This is a genomic window from Aeromonas sp. CD (assembly GCF_033349375.1).
GTDB classification, from domain to species: Bacteria; Pseudomonadota; Gammaproteobacteria; order Enterobacterales; family Aeromonadaceae; genus Aeromonas; species Aeromonas hydrophila.
Genome location: NZ_CP137631.1, coordinates 4118431 through 4144449 on the forward strand (window position 1 = coordinate 4118431; position 26019 = coordinate 4144449).

A 26019-nucleotide genomic window follows, 5' to 3' on the forward strand; every position below is an offset into this window, starting at 1 on the left:
CAAAAAAATGAGAGATTAACTTCCTTTCTCGGCAAGATGCTGCCAACCACGCTACACGATTTACCTTACCCAGGCCTTAGATGCTCGGTTCCAACTTGAGGTTGAACTCCTTCAACATCTCGAACGCCGCAGGATCTTTCGGCACCGGCAGTTGGTTGGCCTTCAATACGGCCGCCTTGCCGGAACGACATACCGCCGGGTCACCCTGGCCGTTATCTACCGAGATGACAAAGCCAGTGCTCGCAAGACGTACGCCGATAGTACATGTTTTGCCCCGCATGGTGGGATCCAAAATCATATATCGCTCAACAGTCGCCTTGATGAGTGCCGCGTATTTGTCGACCTCGCCCTGCGCTGCAGCAGATGCCGCCTGACTGCGGGCATTGGCCTCAGCCGCCAGCTGCTGCTGCATCATGTCTTCCATCTCTTTTTGCAGCTTGGCCTCCTCGGCCGCCTTGCGCTTGCGCTCTGCCGCGATCTTGGCCTGCTTGTCGGCCTCCGCCTTGGCTTTCTTCTCTGCGTCAGCTTTTGCCTTCTTGGCGGCCTCTTCCTTGGCCTCCTTGGCTTTCTTGTCGGCTTCGGCCTTGGCCTTTTTCTCGGCCTCCGCCTTGGCTTTCTTGTCCGCTTCGGCCTTGGCTTTCTTCTCAGCCTCCTGCTTGGCCTTCTTCTCGGCTTCCGCCTTCTTGGCTGCGTCCGCCTTGGCCTGCTTCTCTTCGGCCTCTTTCTTCTCTTGTTCCTTTTTCTTCTTCAGCGCCAGCGCCTTGCTCTCTTCTTCCGCGGCCTTGCGCTCGGCTTCCACCTTCTTGGCTTTCTGCTCTTCCAGCTTGCGGGCTTCCTCGGCCTTCTGGGCCTTCTCTTCCGCCTGCTTCTGCTCGGCTACCTTCTTCTGCTTTTCAGCCTCGGCCTTGCGGGTGGCCTCTTCGGCCTCCTTGCGCTTGGTCTCGGCGATACGCAGCCGCTCCTGCTGCTGGGCCAGCTCGCGCTTGGCGATGTCCGTGTCTTCCTTATCCTTCTCTTTCTCTACCTTCTGCGGCTTGGGCTGAGACTTCTGTTGCTGGATCTGCTTGGCCTGCTCGTTGAGGAAATTCTCGTCGAGCATGACAGCATTGACGATCTGCCCCTTCGACTCGGGTCGCTTCGGCTTGCTGAAGTCGAGCCCGACAAACAGGATGATGCCGATGATCAGGTGCAGCAGAAGCGACGCGATGAGATAACCGGAAATACCACGCTTCACATCCATCTCCGTCAGTTCACCGGATCCGTCATCAGGCCGACCTGAGGCACACCCGCTTTCTTGAGGGCCACCATCAGCAGGATCACCTCTTCGTAGCGCACCGACTTGTCGCCGGCGACCACCACGGGGGCGTTCTGGTTGATGGCCAGATAGCCCATGGCCTTCTCGGTGATGTATTGCTGCATCGCCTCGGGAGTACCGGCAGGCACCGGCTCGTCATCGGCCTCACCGGCCTTGATGACGTACTCACCCTCGGTATTGACGCTGACGATGAAGGGCGGCTTGGCATCTTCCGGCAACTGCTCGGATTCCGCCTGCGGCAGGTCAACCTTGACCCCTTGCGTGATCACGGGCGTCACCGCCATGAAGATGATAAGCAGCACCAGCATGACGTCGATATAGGGAACCACGTTGATCTCAGCCACCTTCTTGCGCCGGATCCGCTGATAGGTTTGCATTACTGATCACCCTGCTGCTGAGCAATTTGACGGTTCAGAATGGTGGTGAACTCGTCCATGAAGTTGGCGTAGGCGTTTTCCAGCCGCTCGACCTTGTTGGAGAAGCGGTTGTAGAAGATAACGGCCGGGATGGCGGCAAACAGACCCATGGCGGTGGCGATCAGCGCTTCCGCGATACCGGGTGCCACCATCTGCAGGGTGGCCTGCTGCACCTGACCCAGGGCGATAAAGGCGTTCATGATCCCCCAGACGGTACCAAACAGACCGATGTAGGGGCTGATGGAGCCGATGGTCGCCAGCACCGGCAGGTTGGATTCCAGTTCGTCCACGGCACGGGAAAGGGAGACCCGCATGGCACGGTAAGTACCGTCCATCACCGCATCCTGACCACGAGCACCGGCCTTGAGTAGACGGGCGTACTCCTTGAAGCCGGAGTAGAAGATGTCTTCCATGCCTTCGATGTCGTCGCGACGGGAGGAGGACTCCTGGTAGAGACGGTTCAGATCGACCCCGGACCAGAATCTGTCTTCAAATTGCTCCGATGCGAGATTGGCTGCCTTGATGGCCTTGGAACGCTGGATGATCAGCGCCCAGGAGACTACCGACATACCCATCAGGGTCATCATGACCAGTTTTACCAGCAGGCTGGCTTGCCAAAACAGGCCAATAAACGAAATTTCAGCGTGCACTTAACAGCACTCCCTTCACATTTTCAGGTATTGCAACAGGTTTCATATGCGGATGACTGACACAAGCTATCTGTACCATGGCCTGGGTGATCAGTCGTCCATCAGCCGCTAGTATCCGTTGTGAAAAACGCATGGAGGCACGTTTCACTTCAGTCACTTGCGTTAATACAGTCAAAAGCTCATTAAATCGGGCCGCCGAGCGGAAATCGATCTCTGTTCGACTCACCACAAACGCGAACCCGTCGCGCAGCATGACATCCTGTTCGATGCCGCCGCAGCGCAGGAACTCGGTGCGAGCACGTTCCATAAACTTGAGATAATTGGCGTTGTAGACGATGCCCCCGGCATCGGTGTCTTCGTAGTAGACCCGTACCGGAAACTCAGAGACTTCCCCCATAACAATCTGTGATCCATTCGACAGTCAGATGGGGGGCTATCATAGCGCAGGGCTGAATAGGAAAGAAGCAGGGGGAAGCAGGGAAATCCTGCCTCCCCCCGTTTTTTATGAAAGGAAATAGCCTTGGGTCAACCAGAGCCCATATAACAAACTGGGCCAAGCGAGCCAGGGGCAAAACAGCACACGACCGATGAGGCTGCGGGGATGAAATCCCAGCCCGTGCATGACGCCACAACAGACCGCCCACATCAGCCAGGGCGCGAGCCAGAGCCCGTGTTCACTGGTATTGGCGGCCACCAGGTTGGGAGCCTGTAAAATAGCGACGGCCAACAGGGCCGCCGCCAACAGCATCAACCCCTGCCAGGGTTGGCGCTCCAAGGGAGCGGCCAACCGGGCGAGTCGATCACTTGTTCTCATCGATCTGGCGATCCATGTTCTCGGTGTGCTCCAGCCAGAGCGCATTGATGATGCCGAATGCGCAAGCCAGCAACAGACCCAGGATCCAGGTGAAATACCACATATCAGGGCACCTTCTTAGTAGAGCGATTGTTGGTTGTCTTCGATGTGCTTGCTGGTCACCCGGCCGAACATCTTGATGTAGGTCCACAGGGTATAACCCAGCACAATCGGTACGAAGATGGCAGCCGCCACCGTCATCACCTTGAGGGTGTTGAAGGAGGCAGTGGCATCCCACATGGTCAGGCTCAGTGACGGCTCAAGACTGGAAGGCATCACGAACGGGAACATGGAGAAGCCCGCAGTCAGGATCACGCCGGCAACCGCCAGGGAGGAGGTAGTGAACGCCAGCCAGCCCTTGTTCAGTTTGGCGAACAGCGCGGTCAGCAGGCTCATGGCCAGACCCAGCACAGGTGCTGCAACCATCCAGGGATAGAGGCTGTAGTTGTTCATCCAGGCTCCGGCCTGGCGCACCACTTCCTTGTTCATCGGATTGGAAACGGCATCGGTCGCGGCCGCCTTGACCACCACATAGCCTTCCATGCCGCTGACCCAGAAACCGGCCAGACCGAACAGCACCAGAGTCAGCAGCGAGCAGATCATGGCGGCAGTGCGGGAGCGGGCCAGCACTTCACCGTCGGTCTTCATCATCAACCAGGTCGCACCCTGAGTGACCAGCATGAACAGGCTCACCAGACCGGCCAGCAGGCCGAACGGATTGAGCAGACCGAAGAAGTTGCCGTGATAGGTCAGCATCATGAACTGGTTGAAGTCGAACGGTACGCCCTGCAGCAGGTTGCCGAATGCCACGCCAAACACGATGGGTGGTACCGCACTGCCGACGAACAGTGCCCAGTCCCAGTTGCTGCGCCACTTGGCGTCTTCACGCAGGGAGCGGTACTTGAAGCCGACCGGGCGGAAGAACAGGGCCATCAGCGTCAGGATCATGGCGATGTAGAAGCCGGAGAAGGCTGCGGCATAGACCATGGGCCAGGCGGCAAACAGGGCACCACCGGCAGTCACCAACCATACCTGGTTACCTTCCCAGTGCGGGCCCATGGTGTTGAGCATCACCCGACGCTCGACATCCTTCTTGCCGACGAAGGGGAGCAGTGCGCCCACCCCCATATCGAAGCCGTCGGTGATGGCGAAACCGATCAGCAAGACACCGACCAGCACCCACCAGACCAGACGCAACATTTCGTAATCAAACATGGGTTACTCTCCTTATGCCTTGCTCTGTTCGAAGTGGTACTTGCCCGTCTTCAGACTGCTTGGGCCCAGACGCGCGTACTTGAACATCAGATACATCTCGATGATCAGCAGTACGGTATAGAACAGGCAGATCCCGATCAGGGAGAACCAGATCTCGGACGCCGGCACATTGGATGCGGAGACGGAGGTCGGCAACACTTCGGCGATGGTCCAGGGCTGACGGCCATACTCAGCGACGAACCAGCCACACTCGATGGCGATCCAAGGCAAGGGGATACCGTACAGCAGCGCCTTGAGCAGCCATTTGCGCTCGCCGATCTTGTGGCGGGTGCTGTCATAGAAGGCCAGACCGATCAGCAGCAGCATCAGCATGCCGCAGGCAACCATGATGCGGAAGGCAAAGAACAGCGGCGCAACCTGCGGGATGGAGTCATCCACGGCAGCCTTGATCTGTTCGTCGGTGGCATCGGTGACGTTGTTGGTGTAGCGCTTGAGCAGCAGACCGTAGCCCAGATCCTGCTTCACTTCATCGAAGCGGGTACGGGTATCGTCGGACTTGTCGCCGGATTGCAGCTTGGTCAGCAGGTCGTAGGCGGTCATGCCGTTGCGCACGCGCAGCTCATGCTCGCTCTTCAGATCCTTGAGGCCGGTGACCTGACCATCCAGGGAACGGGTAGCGATGATGCCGAGCGCATAGGGGATCTTGATGGCGTAGTCGGTGCGCATCTCTTCCTGATTCGGAATGCCAAACAGGGTAAAGGAGGCAGGTGCCGGCTCGGTGTTCCACTCGGCCTCGATGGCCGCCAGTTTCACCTTCTGCACCTCACCGGTCTCGTAACCGGACTCGTCACCGAGGATCAGCACGGAGAGGATGGAAGCCATGCCGAAAGCGGCTGCGATGGCGAAGGAGCGACGGGCAAAGGCCACATCACGATTCTTTAGCAGGTAGTAGGAAGAGATACCCAGCACGAACATGGCGCCCGTGGTGTAGCCGGCCGCGACGGTATGCACGAACTTGACCTGAGCAACCGGGTTGAACACCAGTTCGGCGAAGCTCACCATCTCCATCCGCATGGATTCGAAGTTGAACTCGGCACCGACCGGGTTCTGCATCCAGCCGTTGGCCACCAGGATCCAGAGGGCGGAGAGGTTGGTCCCCAGCGCCATCAGCCAGGTCGCAGCCAGGTGCTGACGCTTGGAGAGGCGATCCCAACCGAAGAAGAACATACCGACGAAGGTGGATTCCAGGAAGAAGGCCATCAAGCCTTCGATGGCCAGCGGGGCCCCGAAGATATCGCCGACGTAGTGGGAGTAGTAAGCCCAGTTGGTACCGAACTGAAACTCCATGGTCAGCCCTGTGGTGACCCCAAGGGCAAAGTTGATACCAAACAACTTGCCCCAGAACTTGGTCATGTCCCGGTAGACAGGGTTGTTGGTCATCACATAGACAGACTCCATGATCGCCAGAATGAAGGCCATTCCGAGCGTCAGGGGCACAAACAGGAAGTGATAAAGGGCCGTCGCAGCGAATTGGAACCGCGATAGGTCTACCACATGCTCAGCAATCATGATGTTTCCTCACCGATTATTGGCACGGCTATTTTAAGTTTTAAGGACAAAGCTTCCGTTGGAAGTCCCCGAATTATCGGTCATGTTCCAGTTTTGCACTGACGACCGGATTCGACTGCCACCACATTAACAACAAGGCAATAATAGGGAACAAAAAAAGCTAATGTTTAACAATTGCAAAACAATCTAGCTTGCTTTATTCCCGCCCATAATGACCTGCGTTTTATATCACCTTTATTTGATTGAAATCAATGTAAAACCATCATGAATACATGCCTTTTAAAGGCATTTTCATGACCGATGAGATTTATTTTAGAGAGCTGCGTCACAAAAAAACAAAGATCGCAAATCATTGATTTAAATCAAATTTATATTTATCACCAATTAGTAATGGTTCTGTTAAAAAACAACTGACAAGGTCGTTTTCATAATGTTTCCTGTGGCTGTGCCGGGTCCGAATAAAACTAATTAAAAACCACTAAAAACGCATGTTCATGCTAATTCCACAAGCCGGCAAAATGATTAGTTAATCTAATCTGAGATAGGTAATTTTTCTTGTTTGTCCGAGTCCGATAGAGCTCCTACAATGCGCCTCGCAGTGAGGGCATACCCTTGGATACAGGCCGGTCAATCTGGGTTCCCGGTACGTATTCGATGAACATTTCGAACCTGTTTATTGGAATCAAAGATGAAAAAGTTTGTTGCTAAAACCATCCGTTACTACAAGCTTTCGTTCGTGCAGCTCTATCAAATGAACCGACTCTGAGGCCTCGCGACGGCTCCTCTGTTTTTTTACCGGTCTGTCTCCAGACGCACTCACTGTCTGTGAACATCCATCCTGAATTGTCTTTGCCCACCGCATCCGCAGTGGGCTTTTTTTTGCCCGGATAACAAAAAACCGCCTCTGGCGGCGGTTTTTTGTTCAATCAGCTATTTTCACCCTTCATCTGGCCGTTGCAGGCCAAAATGCGCATAAGCTCTTGGTGTCGCGATCCGCCCTCTGGGTGTACGTTGCAGATAGCCCTGCTGGATCAGATAAGGCTCGAGTACATCCTCGATAGTGTCCTTCTCCTCCCCGATGGCAGCCGCCAGGTTGTCGAGCCCCACCGGCCCGCCCAGAAACTTGTCTATCACAGCCAACAATAACTTGCGGTCCATGAAGTCGAAGCCTTCATTATCCACGTCCAGCATGTCCATGGCTCGGGCCGCTATGGGTCCATCGATGCGGCCGTCAGATTTCACCTGGGCAAAATCGCGCACCCGGCGCAACAAACGGTTAGCAATTCGCGGCGTACCGCGCGAACGACGCGCCACCTCCAGTGCACCGTCTTCCGTCATGTCGAGCCCGAGGCAACGGGCGCTGCGCGCGACGATGTCGGTCAGATCCTTGACGTTGTAGAACTCGAGCCGTTGCACTATGCCAAAACGATCCCGCAGCGGACTGGTGAGGGAGCCAGCCCGGGTCGTGGCACCGATCAGGGTGAAGGGGGGCAGATCGAGCTTGATGGAACGGGCGGCGGGCCCCTCCCCGATCATGATGTCGAGCTGGTAGTCCTCCATCGCCGGATAGAGCACCTCCTCCACCACCGGACTGAGGCGGTGGATCTCGTCGATGAACAGCACGTCGTTTGGTTCGAGGTTGGTGAGCAGCGCCGCCAGATCGCCGGCCTTCTCCAGCACCGGGCCGGAAGTGGTCTTGATGTTGACCCCCATCTCGTTGGCCACGATGTTGGCCAGCGTCGTCTTGCCAAGCCCCGGCGGGCCGAAGATCAACAGGTGATCGAGCGCCTCGCCACGCTGGCGCGCCGCCGCGATGAAGATCTCCATCTGCTCGCAGACGGGATCCTGACCGGTGTAATCGGCCAGCAGCTTGGGCCGGATGGCCCGATCGATGACTTCCTCTTCCCGCCCGCCGGAGGCGGAGATGAGACGATCCGCTTCAATCATTGTCTACCTCACACCAGGCTGCGCAGTGCTTCACGGATGATATCTTCCACCGACATGCCGTCGACAGCGACCTTGCTGACGATCTGGCTGGCCTGCTGCGGCTTGTAGCCGAGCGCCACCAGCGCGCTGGCCGCCTCTTCGCTCGAATCCGGCGCCCGCAGGGCACTCTCTCTGGCAGGCAGGGTGATCTCGGCCGGCGAGAAGAGATCATGGCTGACCCAGCCCTTGAGCCTGTCCTTCATCTCCACCACCAGCCGCTCGGCGGTCTTCTTGCCCACCCCCGGCAACTTGACCAGGGAGCTTATCTCTTCGCGCTCGACGCTCAGCACGAACTGGGTGGCGGTCATGCCGGAGAGGATGGCCAGCGCCAGCTTGGGACCGACCCCGTTGGTCTTGATCAGCTCGCGAAACAGCGCCCGTTCCTGCTTGTGGTTGAAGCCATAGAGCAGCTGGGCATCTTCCCGCACCACGAAATGGGTGTGGATGGTCGCCTCCTTGCCGATCTCGGGCAGATCATAGAAGCAGCTCATGGGCATCTGTACCTCATAGCCCACGCCCCCGACCTCCAGCAGTACCTCGGGGGGTTGTTTCTCAATGACTACGCCTCTCAAGCGACCAATCACGGCAATCTCCTCACCAAACCAGCTATCTGTAAATTGGCTCATAGCATAAAGAATAACTGGATAAGTATCCAGCATAGGGCGGTGAGGATCGGGGCGGATTCTCGGCACGTTCGCCCGTTGCCAGTCATGCTTGGATCCGGGCATGGCAACAACTTTATTTTTCATCGGGAATGGCGGATTCCCGCCATTGATAAAACACTGAATTGGGTTTGTTCGGAGCCAAGGAAGGTCCTGCATCATGAAAATTGTCACCACATCGAATCTCGGGCTGACCATTCTGCTCAGCTGCACGTTGGGGATGGGCATCGTCGGCTGGTATGGCAGCCAGCGACTGGCGGATCTGCTCTCCTATGTACTGGGCGCCGCCTGGCAAACTGCCGACGGCGCCATGGAGGGGTCCATCGAGCTCGGCAACCAGTCGCTCTACATCCAGAAGATGCTCAGAGGCATGCCGCTCGACGAGCCGGAGCTGCAGCGCGCCAGAGCGGCCACCGCCGATGCCATGCGCCGGGTGGGGGAAGGTCGGCTGATCGACGCCACCACCATCAGCGCGATGGAGCAACAGCATCAGGCCTATCAGCAGCAACAGGAGCAGTTGCTGGCACTCTACCAGGCCTTTACCAGCGTCGATCAGGCGCTGCGCGCCAGCTCGGAGCGCATGTCCCGCCTCTCGACCCAGCTTGAGGTGGTGGGGGACGGCGCGGTCGAGAGCCTGACCCAGTCGCCGGATCAGGCCATCAGCTGGAATGGCGGTCTGGCGACCCGCTGGCATGCTGCCGATGGCGGCATGGAGGCCAACATCGGCTTCCTGCGCCAGCTCTATGCCCTGGAGAAGATGCAGAGCGAGGGGCCGACTCCCGCCATCCAGGCCGAGATGAAGGAGGCGACCCGCTTCTACCAGGAAGCGGTCGACGCCATGCTGGGCAGCGGCATGTTTGATGTGCCCGGCGAAGGGGAATTTGCCGGCCAGTCGCTGGCAACCCAGTACCGCACCTTGCAAATCGAGGTGCAGCGGCTGATGGTGCAGTGGATGGCAGCACTGAGTGAGTATCAGGGTCAACTGGTCAACTATGAACGCAGTGCCGACCAGCTCAAGCAGCAACTGGTCGAGGTCGAAGCCAAGGGGGATGCCACGGTCGAGGATCAGGTGAACCAGCTCAACAGCATCATCAGCCACACCAAGAACCTGCTGCTGGGGGGCCTGCTGTTGAGCCTGCTGCTCGTGACCCTGTGCGGCTTCTGGCTGGTGCGCGCCATCGTCAAACCCCTGCTGCAGGTCAATCAACGCATGCAGGACATAGCCGCCGGTGAGGGCGATCTCAACGCGCGGATCAATCTCAAGCGCGACGACGAGATTGGCTCGCTGGCCGGCAGCGTGGATCGCTTCATCGAGAAACTGCAGAAGATGATCAGCTCCACCATGGACAACAACCAGCACATCAGCGAGCACGTCCACACCTCGGTCAACCGGGTCGAAGCCATCAGCCAGAGCAGCCGCCAGACCGCCGAACACGCCCAGGCACTGCACCACGACAGCGAGCAGATGGTCCAGGTCGCCACCTCCATCTCGGACAACTGCAGCCTGGCGGCGCAAAACGCCAACGAGGTACGCCAGCTCACCGCCGAGAGCAGCCAATACGTGACCTCCGCCAGCAACGGCATGCAGCGGGTAGTGGTGGAAGTGGGCGAGTGCGCCAACGCCATCAACGCCCTCAAGGAGCAGGCCAGCCAGATTGGCCAGATCATCTCCACCATCAGCAGCATCTCGGAGCAGACCAACCTGCTGGCGCTCAACGCCGCCATCGAGGCGGCCCGGGCCGGCGAAATGGGCCGCGGCTTTGCCGTGGTCGCCGACGAGGTACGCACCCTGGCCAATCGCACCGCCTCCTCCAGCGCCGAAATAACCGAGGTGATCAACAGCATCCAGCAACAGACCGAGAAAGCCTATCTGATGATGCAGCGCAATCTGAAGACGGTGGAATCCGGCATGGAGGACTCCGACAACACCAGGCAGATCCTGTTCAAGGTGGAAGAGGCCATCGACCATCTGGCGGACATGGTGCAACAGGTGGCCGATGCCACCGGCCAGCTCTCCCATACCCTGAGCCACACCTCGGACAAGGTCTCCGGCATCAGCCTGCAGGCCCAGACCGGCGAACAGGAGGCACAGGAGTGCCTGCAGCTCGCCTCCTCCCTGCATCAGGCCAGCCTGCTGCAACAGCGCCTGCTGTCGCAATTTCGGGTCTGACCAACACGGGGGCTATGCCCCCGCTTTCTCCCGTCGTACGAATTTAGCCCTTGGGCCGCAGGGTCCGGCCTGTTAAAATTCCGCTCTTGAAATTATCCAGGGCCCAGCCGCCCGTCTTAGCTAAGGTCTACCGCGATGCGTACCAGCCAATATCTGCTTTCCACTCTCAAGGAAACCCCGTCCGATGCCGAGATCGTCAGCCACCAGCTGATGCTGCGCGCCGGCATGATCCGCAAACTGGCCTCCGGCATGTATGCCTGGCTGCCATCCGGTCTGCGGGTTCTGAAAAAAATCGAGAACATTGTTCGCGAAGAGATGAACAATGCTGGTGCCATCGAAGTCTCCATGCCGGTGGTGCAGCCCGCCGAGCTGTGGCAGGAGTCCGGCCGCTGGGATGACTACGGTCCCGAGCTGTGCCGTCTGACCGACCGTCACAACCGCCCCTTCGTACTGGGTCCGACTCACGAAGAGGTGATCACCTCGCTGGTGCGTTACGAAGTGAACAGCTACAAGCAGCTGCCGCTCAACCTCTACCAGATCCAGACCAAATTCCGCGATGAAGTGCGTCCCCGCTTCGGCGTGATGCGTGGCCGTGAATTCCTGATGAAGGACGCCTACTCCTTCCACATCGACAAGGCTTCGCTGATCGAAACCTACGAGCGGATGCACGCCGCCTACTGCGCCGCCTTCACCCGCATGGGGCTGAACTTCCGTCCGGTGCAGGCCGATACCGGCTCCATCGGTGGTACCGGCTCCCACGAATTCCAGGTGCTGGCCGAGAGCGGTGAAGATCTGATCGCCTTCTCCGACACATCAGATTACGCCGCCAACATCGAGATGGCCGAAGCGCTGGCACCGGCTGGCGAGCGTGCTGCCGCCACCTCGGCCCTGACCAAGGTCGCTACCCCGGCCGTCCACACCATCGACGAAGTGGCCGCCTTCCTGAACGTGGCGCCGAGCGCCATTGCCAAGACCCTGCTGGTGCTGGGTGAAGAGGACGAGCACGGCAACCAGGCCGTCATCGCACTGGTCCTGCGTGGCGATCACGAGCTGAACGAAATCAAGGCCGAGAAGCTGGCCGGCGTTGCCAACCCGCTGACTTTCGCCAACGACGAGCAGATCAAGGCTGCTGCCGGTTGCGACGCAGGCTCCATCGGTCCGGTCGGCTTTGCCGGTCGCATCATCGCCGATCGCAGCGCCGCCCATCTGGCGGACTTCGTCTGTGGCGCCAACGAGACCGGCTTCCACCTGACCGGTGCCAACTGGGATCGCGACATCGCAACCTATGAAGTGGCCGACCTGCGCAACGTGGTAGAAGGTGACCCGAGCCCGTGCGGCCAGGGCAAGCTGCTGCTCAAGCGCGGCATCGAAGTGGGCCACATCTTCCAGCTGGGTACCAAGTACTCCGAAGCCATGAAGGCGAGCGTGCTGAACGAGGGCGGCAAGTCCGTCACCATGGAGATGGGTTGCTACGGTATCGGGGTTTCCCGTCTGGTGGCTGCCGCCATCGAGCAGAACAACGACCAGTACGGCATCATCTGGCCGGAAGCCATCGCCCCGTTCGAAGTGGCCATCGTGCCGATGAACATGCACAAATCCGAGCGTGTGGCCGAGCAGGCACAGCAGTTCTACACCGAGCTGAAGGCCGCTGGGGTGGATGTGCTGTTCGATGACCGTAAAGAGCGCCCGGGCGTGATGTTTGCCGACATGGAGCTGCTGGGTGTGCCGCACGCCATCGTCATCGGCGATCGCGGTCTGGACAACGGCGTGGTGGAGTACAAGTGCCGCCGCACTGGCGAGAAGCAGGAAGTGGCGATCAGCGAGATCGTTGCCCTGCTCAAGGCCAAGCTGGGCCGTTAATTACGCCCCTAGCCACCATAAAAAAGCGCGCCATTAGGCGCGCTTTTTGTTTTCTGCCGCAGGGCAGAGGCGAGACCGGCCGCAGCTAGTTGCGACCGATGAAGAGATCGGTCACATGGCAGCTGCTTCTGGCTTCCAACGCATCCAGCATGTAGGCGGCGGCGTCTTCCGGGGTCATGAAGCCGCTGCTGTCCACGTGATCCGAGTTGTCCCAGAATTCACTGCGGATCCCGCTCGGATAGAGGTTCACCAGCCGCAGCGGCGAGCCTTTCAGCTCGGCCCGCAACGACTCCAGAAAACCCCGCATGCCCCATTTGGAGGCGCAGTAGAGGCTCTCGTTGGCCTTGCCCACCTGGGCGGCGGAGGAGAGCACGTTGGCCAGCACGCCGCCCTTGTCGCCGATGAGGCGCACCGTCTGCTGGGCCACCAGAATGGTGGAGATGAGGTTGCTCTCCACCACCCGGCGGATCTGCTCGGCGGTATAGACGCCGACCGGGCCGAACTCGCCCACGCCGGCGCAGTGCAGCACCAGCTCGGGCAGGCCGCCCCACTCCACCGCGGCGGCAAACGCCACGTCCACTTCCTCGTGGTGTGCCAGATCGGCGGCGATGCCGATCACCGCCTTGCCGAGCAACTCCTCCTGCTCCTGCAGCCTCTGATAACGACGCCCCATCATGGAGACCTGATGACCGCGTTCAACCAGACCTATGGTGAGCGCCCGGCCCAGACCGGACCCCGCCCCCGTCACTATGATATGACCCATGCTCTTTCCTCGTCGGATGCCGCCATCGGGATGATGGAAGCATCGTCATCAGCCGTTGCCGGAATTAGAAGGTGAATTCGCCACCGATGAACCAGCCGTCGACCCGCTGGTCAACGCGATCGAAGTCCATACTCGCATCACGCCAGCCGGCACGCACCTTGAGCGGTACGGTCGCGAACTTGTAGGAGCCACCCAGACGGTAGTCGTAGTTGTCGGCATCCTGCACGCGGGCATCGCCGAAGGCGGCAAAGCCGGTACCCGGGATGCGCACTTCGGCGCCGGTGTAGGCCATCAGCACGTCCTTGTCATAGGAGTAGTGCTGGGTGTTGAAATCACCATCGTAGCGACGACCGGTCAGACCCAGATCGATCTGGAACAGGTCGTTGTTGAACAGGCGATAGTAGAGGCTCAGGTCATACGCCATCAGATCGTTGTTGAGGGCGCCGCCGCTGGTACCGAAATCGGAGATCTCGAACTTGGCGTTGGGCAGCAGGATGATGCCGTGCTCCAGTTGCAGGTAGCCGCTCCAGTTGTAGTTCTCGTCGTAGCTGCCGTTGGCCCCGACACCGTTGATCTGGCCGCTGCCCTGAGCATTCCATACATCGGTACCGGCAGCGAAACGCCAGTCATCGGCAGCCATGGCAGCTTGGCTGAACAGGGCCAGTACGCAACCGGCAATCAAGGTCTTCTTCATCACGTCACTCTCTATCTATGGACTGGAAAGGCCATCATTTTACCCAGTGCGACGGGAATACACAGTGTAAAAAACTGAACAAGCGTCCATTAATGTCAGTGCTGCATGCCTGTCATGGGTTCAATCGGCTTCACCGGCAGGCTCAACTCCAGCTTCTGGCCATCATCCATGGTCAATGTCAGCGGGAAAGGGGTGCCCTGGGAGAGCTCGCGCACCTCGAACAGCATGATGTGAAAGCTGCCGGGTTTGAGCGCCACCTCCCCCTTGGCCGGCACCTCAATACTCTCGACCTGGCGCATCTTCATCACACCGTTCTCGTGCAGATGGGTGTGCAGCTCGGCGCGGCCCACCTCGGGCGAGGCGGCAGCCACCAGCTTGACCGGCTGATCGGCATCATTCTTCAGCACCAGAAAGGCGGCGGTGTTGGGCGAGCCCGGCGGCAGCAGACGCACATAGCCGTCGACGGCCTCGACCTTGGCCAGAGCGGGAGCAGCCAGCCCCAGGGCCAGCAGGGAGTAGAACGCACGTTTAAACATGGTTGAAATCCTTTTATGATGTTGTTAAACGCAGCAAAGATTACCGCAGCAGTAAGCTTTTGACAGCCAGCAATAACAAGGATTTAGACATGGACCCCATTATCATTGTCGAGCAGCAGGATGGCTTGCTCACCCTGACCCTCAATCGTCCCGACAAGCGCAATGCCCTCAATACCGCCATGTATCGTGCGCTCACCGACGCCTTGCGACAAGCGACGAAAGATGACGCCATCCATGCCCTGCTCATCCAGGGGCAGAGCGACTGCTTTACCGCCGGCAATGACCTGGTCGACTTCGTGGGGAAAGAGACTCTGGAGGCGGACGACCCCATCTTGCAGTTCCTCCATACCCTGGCCGACTTCCCGAAACCGGTGATCGCCGCGGTCGGCGGTGCAGCGGTGGGGATTGGCACCACCCTGCTGCTGCACTGCGATCTGGTCTATCTGGCCGACAATGCCCGCCTGCAACTGCCCTTTGTCGAGCTGGGGCTGGTGCCGGAGTTTGCCTCCAGCCTGTTGCTGCCGCGCAGTGTGGGTCACTTGAAGGCGGCGGAGCTGTTGCTGCTGGCCGAAGCCATCGATGCCGACGAGGCACTGCGGCTGGGGCTCGCCAACCGGGTGCTGGCGGCCGAAGCCCTGCTCCCCTTTGCCCGGGAACAGGGTTTGAAGCTGGCGGCCAAGGCGCCCAAGGCGCTGCAAAAGAGCAAGGCGCTGCTCAAGCAGGAGCTCAGGCAGGCGGTGCACTTCATCATCGATCTGGAGGCGCGCGCCTTCTCCCTCGCCCTGCAGGGGGAAGAGGCACAAACGCGGATCGCCCAGCGCCTCAAAGGCCGTAAATGATCCTCAGTTGAGGCGAAAGCGGCCGATCAGCTCGCAGCCCTGCACCTGATCCTGCAGCTGGATCAAGCGGGCGATGTCGGGATTGGGGTGGCGCTTGAGGAAAGAGAGCAGCGCCGCCCGACAGCAACCCAACTCGCTGATGAGGGATTCGCACGCCTGGTTCGGGCACTGGGGCACCAACGCCGTCACCAGCTCGGAGGCCAGCTTGAGGTAGCGCAGCTCGTAGGCTGGCTCCTCCATGGCGCGCCAGAAGTCGGCCAGCCGGTGGCAGGTCGCCACCCGCATGCTGGCCAGTTCATCAAGCTCACCGTCACTCAGTTCGTATACCTCGGCGAGGGCCTGCTGATAGAGGCAGATGGCGGTGCCGAGCGCGCCCGCGCCCAGTGCGTTTTCAGCCTCCAGCATGTAACGCTGCCAGATTTGATGGGTCATGCCGATCTCCCAAGTTGATGGGTGGGACTTTTATCATGCCCAGTTGAGAATGAATATCAACCCGATATTTCGTGCAGGTTTTGACCAGATAACGATGGTTGGCTTGGCCCCCATCCCCATATGACTTACCATGCTGATCCACTCTTCAGGACCCGCACACTCCATGCTGCGACCCCGCTTTCCCCAGGATCTGGGCTGCTCGACTCTGTGCGTGCCCCGCCTGCTGGTCTGGATCTATTAGCTGCGCTCCTCGCGTCATCCACCCTATCCATTTGAACGAGGAGACAATCATGAAACCCTGCCAACACTGGTCGCAGGTCGAGTACCTGCACCTGACGGTGAGCAACCCCAACATCCACCTGAAGGGGCGCCACAGCTACTACTCCGGCGCCTGGGACGGCCCGTTTGAAGAGGCCGCCGTGCGCTATCTGCACGGCGACAGCTTCAGCCGCAGCCCAGAGACCGGCTGGGAGCCGCTCTGGCACATCGATCAACTCCATATCGGTGACTATGTGCAAATAGCCGCCGGGGTGAAGATCCTGATGGGCGGCAACCACACCCACAATGCCAACTTCATCAGCACCTATCCGTTTGCCGATCTCGACGCCCTCCAGCGCAGCTATCGCCCTGCCGGCGACACTCGCATCGGCAACGACGTCTGGATCGGCATGGACGCCATGATCATGCCGGGGGTCACCCTCGGCGACGGCGCCATCATAGCGGCGCGCGCCCTGGTCAATCAGGATGTGCCGCCCTATGCCATGGTGGCCGGTACCCCGGCCCGAGTTATCAGGATGCGCTTTGCTGAGGAGGAGATCGCCCGCTTGCAGGCGCTGGCCTGGTGGGAGTGGCCGGATGCCCAGGTGCAGGCCTTGCTGCCGCTGATCCAGCAAGGCGAAGTGGCCCTGCTGGAACAGGCCGCCGCGCACTGGCAGCAGACCCGGCAACCATCATGACGAAGCGGGGGGCATTGGCCCCCCGCAATTGCTGTGATAGCGGCCATCCCCTCAGTTGCCGCTGCGCGACTGATTGACCCGGCACTGCTTGCCCGGATAACCGGGCAGATCCGCCGCCTTGCTGCTGCACGCCAGCCGCTTGGCCTGATAGAGACGATCCGCCAGGTTGGCGCTGTCGACCGGCAGCCAGTCCATCTGCTGGCCGAGCCAGCTGGCCCAGGCAAACTCGACGAAGTAGACCTGCTCCCGCTTGTCAAAATAGCCCGCATCCTGCAGCAGCCCGGCCACCGTCCGATAGGGGTAATCCGGCAGTTCGCCGATGTGGGCCGGCAGTTGCTGCGGCGTCAGTGCGCCGCCCTTTTCATCCTTGAGCCAGGCCCAGTGGTTGCACTGCATCTGGCTCCAGAAGTTCTCCTTGTCCTGCAACCTGGCGATCACCTTGACCCGCACCTGCTTCACGCCAGACTGCCACAGCGCCTTGGTCAGATGGTGCCTGTCCACCAGCCAGTAACCGCCATCGGGCGCAATGACGATGGGGATCTCTTTCTTTTTCATCAACTTGTCGAGCTGCTTTGCGCTCTTGCCCGCCAGCTCGGCCTGGGTGTTGTCGACCTGGATCTGGCCCACGCCACCCTGGGTCGGATGCAGCTGATCTATGTTCACCTCGCACCAACTGCCAACCTGGCTCTCGCGCTCACACGGCGCCAAGGCCCAGGCCCCCTGACTGATAGACAGAGCCAAAAGGATCCACGCTCTCATTACTCACTCCTCTGCCCGAATGGCGGGTCAAATAAGATGCCGGGGAGTCCCCTCATCCAAGGGACTCATACTGGCGGTCTGACCAGCAAACGGGATATCATGATTTCCCGTCTGTCGGCGATCACTTCTCGCCGAGTTTTCACCCCGCTTCACACTATTTGAAGGATCAACCATGAAAGGATGGAGTCCCCTGCTGGCCCTGCTGGGCTGTGCCTGTGTCCAGGCTGCCGATGTTCCACCCGGCACCCAGCTCGCCGCCGAACAGGCCGTCGTGCGTCATCTGAAAGACGAGCCGGCGAGCCTGAGCCCGCTCAAGCTGGTCGGCCTGCCCGAGTTGCAGGTACTGCGGGATCTCTACGAGGGGCTGCTAACCCAGGGACCGGACGGCAAGGTGCAGCCCGGGGTAGCCGCCAGCTGGGACAACCAGGGCAATCAGCGCTTCACCTTCCATCTGCGACAGGATGCCCGCTGGTCCAACGGCGATCCCGTGCAGGCCGCCGACTTCGTCTACGGCTGGCGCAAACTGGTCGATCCCAAAGAGGCAGCCACCTTTGCCTGGTTCGCTCAGCTGGCTCGCTTCGACAAGGTGGACGACATCGTGACCGGCAAGCTGCCCCCCACAGAGCTCGGGGTGAAGGCCCTCGATGAGCATACCCTGCAGGTGACCCTCTCCCAGCCGGTGCCCTACTTCCTGAGCCTGCTGACCCACCCCAGCCTGTCGCCGCTGCATCGTGCCAGCATGGAGCAATACGGCAACCAGTGGACCCAGCCCGGCAAGCTGGTCGGCAACGGCGCCTTCGTGCTGAGTCACCGGGTGGTGAACGAGAAGCTGGAGCTGACCCCCAACCCCTACTACTGGGATCGCGCCCATACCGTGCTGACCAAGGTCACCTTCGTACCCATCAACCAGGAGAGCGCGGCCACCAACCGCTACCTGGCCGGCGACCTGCACATCACCGAGTCCTTCCCCAAGGAGCAGTATCACAAACTGATGCAGCAGATCCCGGGCGAGGTCTATACCCCGGATCAGCTCGGCACCTACTACTACGCCTTCAACACCCAGCGCGCGCCCCTCAACGACGTGCGGGTGCGCAAGGCGCTCTCCTACACCATCGACCGTGGCCTCATCGCCAGCAAGATCCTGGGCACCGGAGAAAAACCGGCCTATCACTTCACCCCGGACGTGGTTACCGGCTTCGAGCCCAAGGCCAACCTGCTCTCCAGCAACAGTCAGCAGGTGCTGGACGACAAGGCCAGAGCCCTGCTCAAGGAGGCGGGCTACGGCCCGGCCAACCCGCTCAAGCTGACCCTGCTCTACAACACGGCCGAGGTACACAAGAAGATGGCGCTGGCCATCGCCAACCTGTGGAAACAGAAGCTGGGAGCCCGGGTCGAGCTCACCAATCAGGAGTGGAAAACCTATCTCGACAGCCGCCAGAGCGGGGAGTTCGAGGTGATCCGCTCCTCCTGGGTGGCCGACTACAACGACCCGTCCGCTTTCCTCGGCCTGTGGGGCTCCCACCACAGCGGCAACATGGCCCGCTTCGCCAACGCCGGCTACGATGCCCTGCTGGCCAAGGCTGCCAACAGCCAGGATCCCCGTGAACGGGCCCGCCTGTTCGATGAGGCCGAAACCATACTGCAGGACGAGGCGCCCATCGCCCCCATCTATCAGTACACCAACGCCCGGCTGATCAAGCCCTGGCTCAAGGGCTATCCCATCAACAATCCGGAAGACGTGGCCTACAGCCGCCAGCTCTACCTCGTCAAACACTGACCCTGTGGGGGCCGGCCATGCCGGCTCCCTCTCTTCCCCTGTTCATGCTCAAGTTTTCGGCATAGAATGCCGCCCTTTCAGACAACCACTCCCCTTAGTCACCGATGTTGTTATGCGCTATTTATTGATGATCGCCCTGCTGACGGCCCTGCCCGCCCAGGCAGCCAGCGAGGCACAGTGCCGCCAGGCCTTCACCGAGTGGATGCTGGCCCAGCACAAGCAGTTCAGCGACCGCAAGGCCAGCAAGATGGAGCGGCGCAGCGCGGAGCGGGCCATCGATCAGGTGCGCAGCGAATTCTCGAAGCGGGAGAGCTTCTGTCAGGCCATGGAGTGGGTGGAGCACAACCGGGATCAGGATCCCCGCTTCACCCCGCGGATCGGGGAGATCCACGACTTCACCCCGCCAACCGACTCGCCGTCATGAAAAAAGCCCCGAACCTGCGTTCGGGGCTTTTTCTGGGCATGACAAGTATCAGTCGACGTAGAAGGTCTGCTGGAAGGTCAGTGTCTGCTGCTGCCCCTCCCCCATAATCTTCAGGGTGAACTGGTAGGTATCCTCGTTGCGGTAGGGCAGCACCGCCAGATAGTAGATGGCATCCCCCTCCTTGACCTCCTGGAAGCTCAGGTTGCGGATGGTGCCGGTGAGGTTTTTGGCCTCGCCGCTGATCCCCACCGCCTGGGCGACCCCCTGCTTGTTCTGCACCGCGATGTTGACGATGCCGTTGTAGCGGCTGCGCTCCAGGCCGTAGGCCTTGGCCACCTCGGGGGTGAGGAAGCTGGAGTTGAAGGCGCTGTAGTGTACCTGCCAGGGGCCCAGTTCCTTCATCTGTTCGGCCCGCAGGGGCAAGGTCAGCAGCAGTGCCAGCAGGCAGCTTATCCAGGCTGTTTTCATGGTGTCATCCTTCTCGTGTTAACCCTGATTGTCCAGCAGGGCACTGACCTCGGCGGGGATCTGCCTGGGCGCCTCGATGGCGACCGTCTTGTGCCGTCCCAGCTCCCCCCGCACGATGCGAACCTGCCCCTTGGCCACCTTGAACTGCTTGGCCAGGTACTTGATCAAGTGGCTGTTGGCCTGGCCATCCACCGGCGGCGCCGTGATGGCCACTTTCAACTCTTCTCCATGCAATCCGACGATCTGATCCCGACTCGCCTTGGGCTGGATCATCAGATGCATTATCAGCTCATCCCCTTCCCGCAGGACGGCTGCCATCAAATCATCCACCACAGCTGGCCGAACAGATCACCCAACAGATAGTTTATGGCCTGCAGCCCGATAAAGGCGACCAGAACGGAGAGATCCAGCCCGCCCAGGGCCGGCAGAATGCGGCGGATGGGGGCCAGGAAGGGCTCGGTCAGCTGGTGCATCACATACTCGATGGGGTTGCGACCCTGGCTGACCCAGCTCAGGATGGCGCGGATCAGCAGCACCCAGAAGATCATGGAGCCGGCCTTCTTCAGCACGGTGAGGCCGGCAAACAGGCTGAGGGTGAGCCAGTCGGCCAGCAGCACGTTCATGCTCTTGAGCAGCGCCAGTTTGGCGAAGGCGATGATGATGGCCAGCAGCACAGAGGCTATGTCGAGCCCGCCAAACCCGGGAATGATCCGGCGCAGCGGCACCACCAGCGGATTGGTCAGCTTGACCACCATCTGGCTCATGGGGTTGTAGAAGTCTGCGCGGGCCCACTGCAGCCAGACGCGCAACAGCACCACCATGAGATAGAGGTCAAAAATCGTGTTAATCAGAAAGTAAGCAGTGTTCATCTGGGCTCCAGGTTGAGACAGAGAGTAAGAGAAATCGGGTTCAGAACAGGGTTTCCATTTCGCCGGCCCGGGCAACGGCCGCCTGCATGGCGTGTGCCGTCAGCGGCATCAGTCCCTGCTGCTGGAAAGTCTTGATCGCCTCGGCGGTGGTGCCGCCCTTGCTGGTTACCTGCTCGCGCAGGGTCTGCAGCGACAGCTCGGGATTCTGCTCCACCATGACGGCCGCACCAAGAGCGGTCTGCTGCACCAGCAGGCGGGCCTGCTCGGGGGAGAAGCCCATGGCCTCGGCCTCCTCGGCGATGGCTTGCATGAACAGGAAGAAGTAGGCAGGTGCACTGCCGGCCGCGGCGATGACGCCGTTGATGGCGGACTCCTGCTCCACCCACAGGGTTTTGCCCACCGCCTGCATCATCTGCTCGGCCAGCTCCCGGTCAGCCTGCTCGATGCCGGGCGGGGCGTACAGCCCGGTCATCCCCAGCCCCAGCAGAGAGGGAGTGTTCGGCATGGTGCGGATGATCCGGCCGTGGCCGCCCGCCATCTCGGCCAGCCGCGCCACCTTGATGCCGGCGGCGATGGAGATGAGCAGCTTGCCCTCCAGCGTGCCCAGCTGTGCCACCAGCGCACTCAGCATGGCGGCCATCAGCTGCGGCTTGACCGCCAGCACGATCACCTCCGCCGCCCGGGCCGCCTCGGCGTTGTCCTGGGTGATGCGGATGCCGTAGTCGTTGGCCAGCGCATCCAGCTTGGGCCGACTGGGGTTGGCGGCGATGATCCGGTCGGCCGGATAGCCCGCCTGAACCAGACCGGCAATGATACTGCGGCTCATGTTGCCCGCCCCGATAAAGGCGAGGATTCTATGCTGCATCAAACGCTCCTGTTACCTGAAAAAAGCACTGCCCGATGCATCGCATCCCGGGCCTTGCTCATGAATAGTCGCGGGCACCGAAGATGGCGGTACCGACCCGCACCATGGTGCTGCCGTGGCCGATCGCCAGTTCGAGATCCTCGGTCATCCCCATCGAGAGGGTGTCGACGCCCGGGTATTGTTGCGCAAGCTCGGTGAACAGAGTCTGCATGCGCACCATCTGGGCGGCCAGCACCGCCTCGTCGCTGGTGTGCTCCGGAATCGCCATCAGGCCACGCAGCCGCAGCCGTTCACAGCGGGAGACCAGTTCAGCCAGGCGGAAAATCTCTTGCTCCGACGTTCCGGATTTGCTGCTCTCTCCGCTAATATTGATTTGCAGACAGACATTTAGCGGCGCGAGCCCACTCGGGCGCTGGTTGTTCAGGCGTTCGATCAGCTTCTCTCTGTCCACGCTCTGCACCCAGTCGAAACGCTCGGCCACCAGCTTGGACTTGTTCGATTGCAGCGGGCCGATAAAGTGCCACTCTATGTCTGCACAGACCCCTTGCTCACGCAGGGTATCTATCTTGGTCGCCGCTTCCTGGGCGTAGGATTCGCCAAAGCGGCGCTGACCGGCGGCATAGGCCTCGCAAACGGCCTCCAGCGGTTTGGTCTTGCTGACCGCCAGCAGCTGGATGTGATCGCGGCTTCGACCCGCGCGACTGGCGGCTTGTACAATACGTTCCTTGACCTGAAGCAGGTGCTCGGCAATCTGGTTCATGTTTCGTTAGTGATCTTGTGATGGGAGAATGACAAATCTATGGATATCACAGAGTTATTGGCTTTCAGTGTAAAACATAAAGCCTCGGATCTACACCTCTCGGCCGGGGTTCCCCCGATGATCAGGGTTGATGGCGAGGTTCGCAAGATCAATTTGCCCGCCCTGGAACACCGGGAAGTGCACGCCCTCATCTACGACATCATGAACGACCACCAGCGCAAGGAACTGGAAGAGAACTTCGAGGTGGACTTCTCGTTCGAGGTGCCGAACCTGGCCCGCTTCCGGGTCAACGCCTTCCAGCAGGCGCGCGGCTCCGGCGCGGTATTTCGGACCATCCCCAGCACTGTGCTGAGCCTCGAAGATCTGGACGCGCCGGAGATCTTTCGCAAGATTGCCGAATACCCGCGCGGCCTAGTGCTGGTGACCGGCCCGACCGGCTCGGGTAAATCCACCACCCTGGCGGCCATGGTCAACTACATCAACGAGAACTTTCATCACCACATCCTCACCATCGAGGACCCCATCGAATTCGTGCACGAGAACAAGCGCTGCCTGGTGAACCAGCGGGAAGTACACCGCGATACCAAGAGCTTCAGCAACGCCCTGCGCTCGGCGCTGCGGGAAGACCCGGACATCATCCTGGTGGGCGAGATGCGCGATCTGGAAACCATTCGTCTGGCCATGACCGCGGCCGAGACCGGCCACCTGGTGTTCGGCACTCTGCACACCTCGTCGGCGGCCAAGACCATCGACCGGATCATCGACGTCTTCCCCGGGGCGGAAAAAGACATGGTGCGCTCCATGCTCTCCGAGTCGCTGCGGGCGGTCATCTCCCAGACCCTGCTCAAGCGCATCGGTGGCGGCCGGGTGGCGGCCCACGAGATCATGATGGGCATTCCCGCCGTGCGTAACCTCATCCGGGAAGACAAGATCGCCCAGCTCTATTCGGTGATCCAGACCGGGATGACCCACGGCATGCAGACCATGGATCAGAGCCTCAAGCAGCTGGTGAGCCGCGGCGTAGTGGCGGCGCTGGATGCCAAGGCCAAGGCGGTCGATCCCAACACCATCTAACCACGACGAATCTAGGGAAGGAGTCGTTATGAATCTGGATGCCCTGCTGACCGAGCTGGTCGCCCGCAAAGGCTCGGATCTGTTCATCACGGTCGGCACGCCGCCGACCCTCAAGGTCAACGGCCACCTGCAGTCACTGGCAGAAGCGCCCCTCGACAAGGCAAGGGCGCTGGCGCTGGTCAAGGAGACCCTGAGCCAGGAGCACTTCGAGCGCTACCTGCACACCAAGGAGGCCAACTACGCCATCCACCGCGAGGAGCTTGGCCGCTTTCGGGTCAGCGCCTTCTGGCAGCAGGAGCTGCCGGGCATGGTGCTGCGCCGTATCGAGACCCGCATCCCCACCTTCGACGAGCTGGCGCTGCCCCCCATCCTGCAGGAGATCGCCCTGGCCAAGCGCGGGCTGGTACTGTTCGTCGGTGCCACCGGCGCCGGCAAATCCACCACCCAGGCGGCCATGATCGGCTATCGCAACCAGCATGTGGACGGCCACATCCTGACGGTGGAAGATCCGGTGGAGTTCGTGCATCAGCACGGCCGCAGCCTGATCACCCAGCGCGAGGTGGGCATAGACACAGCGTCATTCGACGTGGCGCTGAAGAGTTCGTTGCGCCAGGCCCCTGACGTGATCCTGATCGGCGAAATTCGCAGCCAGGAGACCATGGAGTTTGCCCTCCAGTTTGCCGAGACCGGCCACCTCTGCCTCGCCACCCTGCACGCCAACAATGCCAACCAGGCGCTGGACCGCATCCTGCACCTGGTCCCTCAGGAGAAACATCGCCAGTTCCTGTTCGATCTCTCCTTCAACCTGCGTGCCATCGTGGCTCAGCAGCTGCTGCCCAGCCTGGACGGACGCCGTCGCTGTGCGGCCTTCGAGGTGCTGCTCAACACCCCGCTCATCACCGATATCGTCCGCAAGGGGGAGATGCACCGGCTCAAGGAGGTGATGACCAAGTCCACCGAGCTCGGCATGCAGACCTTCGATCAGGCGCTGTTCGCCCTGTTCTGTGCCGGCCAAATTGGCTACAGTGAGGCCCTTGCCCATGCCGACTCGGCCAACGACCTGCGACTGCTGATCAAGCTGTCGGGGCGCGAGCAGCTGGGTGCAGGCACTCTCGACAACGTCACCCTGGATGAATGAGGGGCGTGCGTCACCGCTATAAAGGATCGTTATGCTGATTGTGGTTTCCCCGGCCAAGACGCTGGACTACGAGTCGCCGCTGGTGACTTCCCGTTTCACCCAACCCGAGCTGCTGGACCACTCCGCCGAGCTGATCGGCCGGGCCCGCCAGCTGAGCCCGGACCAGATCGCCAGCCTGATGAAGATCAGCGACAAGCTGGCCGGCCTCAACGCCGCCCGCTTTGCCGACTGGCAACCCGACTTCACCCCGGCCAACGCCCGCCAGGCGCTGCTGGCCTTCAAGGGGGATGTCTACACGGGGCTGGCGGTGGAGGATTTTAGCGAAGCTGATCTCGACTTCGCCCAGGCGCACCTGCGCATGCTCTCCGGTCTCTACGGGGTGCTGCGCCCGCTCGATCTGATGATGCCTTACCGGCTGGAGATGGGGATCCGCCTCGACAACGCGCGTGGCAAGGATCTCTACCAGTTCTGGGGCGACATCATCACCGCCCACCTGAACAAGGCGCTGGCCGCTCAGGGAGACGAGGTATTGATCAACCTGGCTTCCGACGAGTACTTCAAATCGGTACGTCCCAAGGCCCTGCAGGGGCGCATCATCACGCCGGTGTTCAAGGACGAGAAGAACGGCCAGTTCAAGATCATCAGCTTCTATGCCAAGAAGGCGCGCGGCATGATGGCCCATCACATCATCAAGCACCGACTCACCAAGGTGGAGCAGCTGACCGGGTTCAACGCCGATGGCTACTACTTCGTAGCGGAAGAATCCGACGCCAATACCCTGATGTTCAAACGCGCTGAAAATTAATTACGACCCGAGGGAACCAAATTCAGGATCCCCAAGTCTGAATAGGTGAATCCTCTGTTGTAAGCACTTTTTATTGGCCGACGTTTATACGTCGGCTTTTTTCTTTTCTGGCCCCCGTCGAGTGAGCAGAAGATAGCACAACGGCCATCCGGGGATGGCCGTTG

At 60.4% G+C, this 26019-nt stretch carries 29 protein-coding genes; 9 read left to right on the top strand and 20 right to left on the bottom strand.

Annotated features, from left to right (window positions below):
* Positions 1-76 precede the first annotated feature (76 nt).
* The 10 genes from tolA to ruvA form a co-directional block, all read right to left on the bottom strand.
* Positions 77-1240, bottom strand: a complete 1164-nt coding sequence (gene tolA, locus R2E40_RS19065) for a cell envelope integrity protein TolA (RefSeq protein WP_011707364.1) — start codon at positions 1238-1240, stop codon at positions 77-79.
* Between the two features lie 5 nt (positions 1241-1245).
* Positions 1246-1692, bottom strand: a complete 447-nt coding sequence (tolR, locus tag R2E40_RS19070) for a protein TolR (RefSeq protein ID WP_011707365.1) — start codon at positions 1690-1692, stop codon at positions 1246-1248.
* On the bottom strand, positions 1692-2369 hold the full coding sequence (gene tolQ / locus R2E40_RS19075) for a protein TolQ (protein ID WP_211274729.1): 678 nt from the start codon (positions 2367-2369) through the stop codon (positions 1692-1694). The genes tolR and tolQ overlap by 1 nt, the downstream gene beginning before the upstream one ends.
* A 1-nt stretch (position 2370) precedes the next feature.
* Complete coding sequence (ybgC, locus tag R2E40_RS19080) at positions 2371-2778, bottom strand: tol-pal system-associated acyl-CoA thioesterase (RefSeq protein WP_011707367.1); 408 nt, start codon at positions 2776-2778, stop codon at positions 2371-2373.
* 105 nt (positions 2779-2883) lie between these two features.
* On the bottom strand, positions 2884-3195 hold the full coding sequence (locus R2E40_RS19085) for a cyd operon YbgE family protein (RefSeq protein WP_039213707.1): 312 nt from the start codon (positions 3193-3195) through the stop codon (positions 2884-2886).
* Positions 3182-3298, bottom strand: a complete 117-nt coding sequence (cydX, locus tag R2E40_RS19090; protein ID WP_005304933.1) for a cytochrome bd-I oxidase subunit CydX — start codon at positions 3296-3298, stop codon at positions 3182-3184. The genes R2E40_RS19085 and cydX overlap by 14 nt, the downstream gene beginning before the upstream one ends.
* 14 nt (positions 3299-3312) lie before the next feature.
* Entirely contained in the window at positions 3313-4449 is a 1137-nt protein-coding gene (gene cydB / locus R2E40_RS19095) for a cytochrome d ubiquinol oxidase subunit II (protein ID WP_011707369.1), read from the bottom strand.
* A 12-nt stretch (positions 4450-4461) separates the two neighbouring features.
* Positions 4462-6018: a cytochrome ubiquinol oxidase subunit I gene (gene cydA, locus R2E40_RS19100; RefSeq protein ID WP_318164142.1), complete on the bottom strand. Its 1557-nt coding sequence runs from the start codon at positions 6016-6018 to the stop codon at positions 4462-4464.
* A 936-nt stretch (positions 6019-6954) separates the two neighbouring features.
* Complete coding sequence (ruvB, locus tag R2E40_RS19105) at positions 6955-7965, bottom strand: Holliday junction branch migration DNA helicase RuvB (RefSeq protein ID WP_011707371.1); 1011 nt, start codon at positions 7963-7965, stop codon at positions 6955-6957.
* 8 nt (positions 7966-7973) lie between these two features.
* A complete protein-coding gene (gene ruvA, locus R2E40_RS19110) occupies positions 7974-8588 on the bottom strand; it encodes a Holliday junction branch migration protein RuvA (RefSeq protein ID WP_016351960.1) in 615 nt (204 codons plus the stop codon).
* 238 nt (positions 8589-8826) lie between these two features.
* Here ruvA and R2E40_RS19115 point away from each other — a divergent pair, with 238 nt between their 5' ends.
* Positions 8827-10836, top strand: coding sequence for a methyl-accepting chemotaxis protein (locus tag R2E40_RS19115; protein ID WP_318164143.1), 2010 nt, complete (start codon positions 8827-8829; stop codon positions 10834-10836).
* A gap of 135 nt (positions 10837-10971) precedes the next feature.
* Positions 10972-12696 (top strand): proline--tRNA ligase, encoded by a 1725-nt coding sequence (locus R2E40_RS19120; RefSeq protein ID WP_318164144.1) that lies wholly within the window; start codon positions 10972-10974, stop codon positions 12694-12696.
* An 85-nt stretch (positions 12697-12781) separates the two neighbouring features.
* Here the strand turns inward: R2E40_RS19120 and R2E40_RS19125 are convergent, their stop codons facing one another.
* The 3 genes from R2E40_RS19125 to R2E40_RS19135 form a co-directional block, all read right to left on the bottom strand.
* The gene (locus R2E40_RS19125) at positions 12782-13459 is read right to left on the bottom strand and encodes an SDR family oxidoreductase (RefSeq protein ID WP_011707375.1); all 678 of its coding nucleotides are present in this window, start codon (positions 13457-13459) and stop codon (positions 12782-12784) included.
* A 64-nt stretch (positions 13460-13523) separates the two neighbouring features.
* Positions 13524-14153 (bottom strand): TIGR04219 family outer membrane beta-barrel protein, encoded by a 630-nt coding sequence (locus R2E40_RS19130; protein ID WP_011707376.1) that lies wholly within the window; start codon positions 14151-14153, stop codon positions 13524-13526.
* A gap of 95 nt (positions 14154-14248) precedes the next feature.
* Complete coding sequence (locus R2E40_RS19135) at positions 14249-14689, bottom strand: copper chaperone PCu(A)C (protein WP_318164145.1); 441 nt, start codon at positions 14687-14689, stop codon at positions 14249-14251.
* Positions 14690-14778: 89 nt separating this feature from the next.
* On the opposite strand from R2E40_RS19135, the gene R2E40_RS19140 reads away from it, so the two are divergent.
* Positions 14779-15528, top strand: a complete 750-nt coding sequence (locus R2E40_RS19140; RefSeq protein ID WP_318164146.1) for an enoyl-CoA hydratase-related protein — start codon at positions 14779-14781, stop codon at positions 15526-15528.
* Between the two features lie 3 nt (positions 15529-15531).
* Here the strand turns inward: R2E40_RS19140 and R2E40_RS19145 are convergent, their stop codons facing one another.
* The gene (locus R2E40_RS19145; RefSeq protein ID WP_318164147.1) at positions 15532-15960 is read right to left on the bottom strand and encodes a DUF2753 family protein; all 429 of its coding nucleotides are present in this window, start codon (positions 15958-15960) and stop codon (positions 15532-15534) included.
* 290 nt (positions 15961-16250) lie between these two features.
* Between R2E40_RS19145 and R2E40_RS19150 the strand changes: the two genes are divergently transcribed.
* Positions 16251-16916 carry a CatB-related O-acetyltransferase gene (locus R2E40_RS19150; RefSeq protein ID WP_318164148.1) on the top strand — a complete coding sequence of 222 codons (666 nt, stop codon included), beginning with the start codon at positions 16251-16253 and terminating at the stop codon, positions 16914-16916.
* Positions 16917-16967: 51 nt separating this feature from the next.
* Here R2E40_RS19150 and R2E40_RS19155 read toward each other — a convergent pair whose 3' ends face one another.
* On the bottom strand, positions 16968-17675 hold the full coding sequence (locus R2E40_RS19155; RefSeq protein WP_318164149.1) for a ParB-like protein: 708 nt from the start codon (positions 17673-17675) through the stop codon (positions 16968-16970).
* Positions 17676-17847: 172 nt separating this feature from the next.
* On the opposite strand from R2E40_RS19155, the gene R2E40_RS19160 reads away from it, so the two are divergent.
* Complete coding sequence (locus tag R2E40_RS19160; RefSeq protein ID WP_318164150.1) at positions 17848-19452, top strand: peptide ABC transporter substrate-binding protein; 1605 nt, start codon at positions 17848-17850, stop codon at positions 19450-19452.
* A 112-nt stretch (positions 19453-19564) separates the two neighbouring features.
* Positions 19565-19876 carry a hypothetical protein gene (locus tag R2E40_RS19165; protein WP_168967790.1) on the top strand — a complete coding sequence of 104 codons (312 nt, stop codon included), beginning with the start codon at positions 19565-19567 and terminating at the stop codon, positions 19874-19876.
* A gap of 48 nt (positions 19877-19924) precedes the next feature.
* On the opposite strand, the gene R2E40_RS19170 is transcribed toward R2E40_RS19165, so the two are convergent.
* Genes R2E40_RS19170 through R2E40_RS19190 form a run of 5 tightly spaced genes read right to left on the bottom strand, consistent with a single transcriptional unit; the run spans position 19925 to position 22838 of the window.
* On the bottom strand, positions 19925-20344 hold the full coding sequence (locus R2E40_RS19170; protein WP_011707384.1) for a DUF4426 domain-containing protein: 420 nt from the start codon (positions 20342-20344) through the stop codon (positions 19925-19927).
* A gap of 18 nt (positions 20345-20362) precedes the next feature.
* The gene (yggU, locus tag R2E40_RS19175; RefSeq protein ID WP_011707385.1) at positions 20363-20662 is read right to left on the bottom strand and encodes a DUF167 family protein YggU; all 300 of its coding nucleotides are present in this window, start codon (positions 20660-20662) and stop codon (positions 20363-20365) included.
* On the bottom strand, positions 20662-21213 hold the full coding sequence (locus R2E40_RS19180) for a YggT family protein (RefSeq protein ID WP_318164151.1): 552 nt from the start codon (positions 21211-21213) through the stop codon (positions 20662-20664). The genes yggU and R2E40_RS19180 overlap by 1 nt, the downstream gene beginning before the upstream one ends.
* Before the next feature lie 40 nt (positions 21214-21253).
* Entirely contained in the window at positions 21254-22078 is an 825-nt protein-coding gene (gene proC, locus R2E40_RS19185; RefSeq protein WP_318164152.1) for a pyrroline-5-carboxylate reductase, read from the bottom strand.
* A gap of 58 nt (positions 22079-22136) precedes the next feature.
* Complete coding sequence (locus tag R2E40_RS19190; protein WP_016351971.1) at positions 22137-22838, bottom strand: YggS family pyridoxal phosphate-dependent enzyme; 702 nt, start codon at positions 22836-22838, stop codon at positions 22137-22139.
* Between the two features lie 39 nt (positions 22839-22877).
* Here R2E40_RS19190 and tapT point away from each other — a divergent pair, with 39 nt between their 5' ends.
* From tapT to yaaA, 3 genes are read left to right on the top strand one after another with little or no spacing between them, the layout of a single operon-like run.
* Positions 22878-23912, top strand: a complete 1035-nt coding sequence (gene tapT, locus R2E40_RS19195; protein WP_011707389.1) for a type IVa pilus ATPase TapT — start codon at positions 22878-22880, stop codon at positions 23910-23912.
* Between the two features lie 28 nt (positions 23913-23940).
* Positions 23941-25050: a type IVa pilus ATPase TapU gene (gene tapU, locus R2E40_RS19200; protein ID WP_017411211.1), complete on the top strand. Its 1110-nt coding sequence runs from the start codon at positions 23941-23943 to the stop codon at positions 25048-25050.
* A 31-nt stretch (positions 25051-25081) separates the two neighbouring features.
* Positions 25082-25855, top strand: coding sequence for a peroxide stress protein YaaA (gene yaaA, locus R2E40_RS19205; RefSeq protein WP_318164153.1), 774 nt, complete (start codon positions 25082-25084; stop codon positions 25853-25855).
* Positions 25856-26019: the final 164 nt, after the last annotated feature.

Excerpts from the sequence above, each read along its gene's own strand:
- R2E40_RS19135 (WP_318164145.1), bottom strand. The coding sequence starts at position 14,689 with ATGTTTAAACGTGCGTTCTACTCCCTGCTGGCCCTGGGGCTGGCTGCT.
- cydB (WP_011707369.1), bottom strand. The coding sequence starts at position 4,449 with ATGTTTGATTACGAAATGTTGCGTCTGGTCTGGTGGGTGCTGGTCGGT.
- R2E40_RS19150 (WP_318164148.1), top strand. The coding sequence starts at position 16,251 with ATGAAACCCTGCCAACACTGGTCGCAGGTCGAGTACCTGCACCTGACG.
- R2E40_RS19165 (WP_168967790.1), top strand. The coding sequence starts at position 19,565 with ATGCGCTATTTATTGATGATCGCCCTGCTGACGGCCCTGCCCGCCCAG.
- cydA (WP_318164142.1), bottom strand. The coding sequence starts at position 6,018 with ATGATTGCTGAGCATGTGGTAGACCTATCGCGGTTCCAATTCGCTGCG.
- R2E40_RS19170 (WP_011707384.1), bottom strand. The coding sequence starts at position 20,344 with ATGAAAACAGCCTGGATAAGCTGCCTGCTGGCACTGCTGCTGACCTTG.
- R2E40_RS19125 (WP_011707375.1), bottom strand. The coding sequence starts at position 13,459 with ATGGGTCATATCATAGTGACGGGGGCGGGGTCCGGTCTGGGCCGGGCG.
- R2E40_RS19085 (WP_039213707.1), bottom strand. The coding sequence starts at position 3,195 with ATGAGAACAAGTGATCGACTCGCCCGGTTGGCCGCTCCCTTGGAGCGC.
- R2E40_RS19120 (WP_318164144.1), top strand. The coding sequence starts at position 10,972 with ATGCGTACCAGCCAATATCTGCTTTCCACTCTCAAGGAAACCCCGTCC.
- yggU (WP_011707385.1), bottom strand. The coding sequence starts at position 20,662 with ATGGCAGCCGTCCTGCGGGAAGGGGATGAGCTGATAATGCATCTGATG.
- R2E40_RS19145 (WP_318164147.1), bottom strand. The coding sequence starts at position 15,960 with ATGACCCATCAAATCTGGCAGCGTTACATGCTGGAGGCTGAAAACGCA.
- ybgC (WP_011707367.1), bottom strand. The coding sequence starts at position 2,778 with ATGGGGGAAGTCTCTGAGTTTCCGGTACGGGTCTACTACGAAGACACC.
- R2E40_RS19140 (WP_318164146.1), top strand. The coding sequence starts at position 14,779 with ATGGACCCCATTATCATTGTCGAGCAGCAGGATGGCTTGCTCACCCTG.
- R2E40_RS19115 (WP_318164143.1), top strand. The coding sequence starts at position 8,827 with ATGAAAATTGTCACCACATCGAATCTCGGGCTGACCATTCTGCTCAGC.
- yaaA (WP_318164153.1), top strand. The coding sequence starts at position 25,082 with ATGCTGATTGTGGTTTCCCCGGCCAAGACGCTGGACTACGAGTCGCCG.
- R2E40_RS19180 (WP_318164151.1), bottom strand. The coding sequence starts at position 21,213 with ATGAACACTGCTTACTTTCTGATTAACACGATTTTTGACCTCTATCTC.
- tapT (WP_011707389.1), top strand. The coding sequence starts at position 22,878 with ATGGATATCACAGAGTTATTGGCTTTCAGTGTAAAACATAAAGCCTCG.
- ruvB (WP_011707371.1), bottom strand. The coding sequence starts at position 7,965 with ATGATTGAAGCGGATCGTCTCATCTCCGCCTCCGGCGGGCGGGAAGAG.
- tolR (WP_011707365.1), bottom strand. The coding sequence starts at position 1,692 with ATGCAAACCTATCAGCGGATCCGGCGCAAGAAGGTGGCTGAGATCAAC.
- R2E40_RS19160 (WP_318164150.1), top strand. The coding sequence starts at position 17,848 with ATGAAAGGATGGAGTCCCCTGCTGGCCCTGCTGGGCTGTGCCTGTGTC.
- R2E40_RS19130 (WP_011707376.1), bottom strand. The coding sequence starts at position 14,153 with ATGAAGAAGACCTTGATTGCCGGTTGCGTACTGGCCCTGTTCAGCCAA.
- cydX (WP_005304933.1), bottom strand. The coding sequence starts at position 3,298 with ATGTGGTATTTCACCTGGATCCTGGGTCTGTTGCTGGCTTGCGCATTC.
- proC (WP_318164152.1), bottom strand. The coding sequence starts at position 22,078 with ATGCAGCATAGAATCCTCGCCTTTATCGGGGCGGGCAACATGAGCCGC.
- tapU (WP_017411211.1), top strand. The coding sequence starts at position 23,941 with ATGAATCTGGATGCCCTGCTGACCGAGCTGGTCGCCCGCAAAGGCTCG.
- R2E40_RS19190 (WP_016351971.1), bottom strand. The coding sequence starts at position 22,838 with ATGAACCAGATTGCCGAGCACCTGCTTCAGGTCAAGGAACGTATTGTA.
- R2E40_RS19155 (WP_318164149.1), bottom strand. The coding sequence starts at position 17,675 with ATGAGAGCGTGGATCCTTTTGGCTCTGTCTATCAGTCAGGGGGCCTGG.
- tolA (WP_011707364.1), bottom strand. The coding sequence starts at position 1,240 with ATGGATGTGAAGCGTGGTATTTCCGGTTATCTCATCGCGTCGCTTCTG.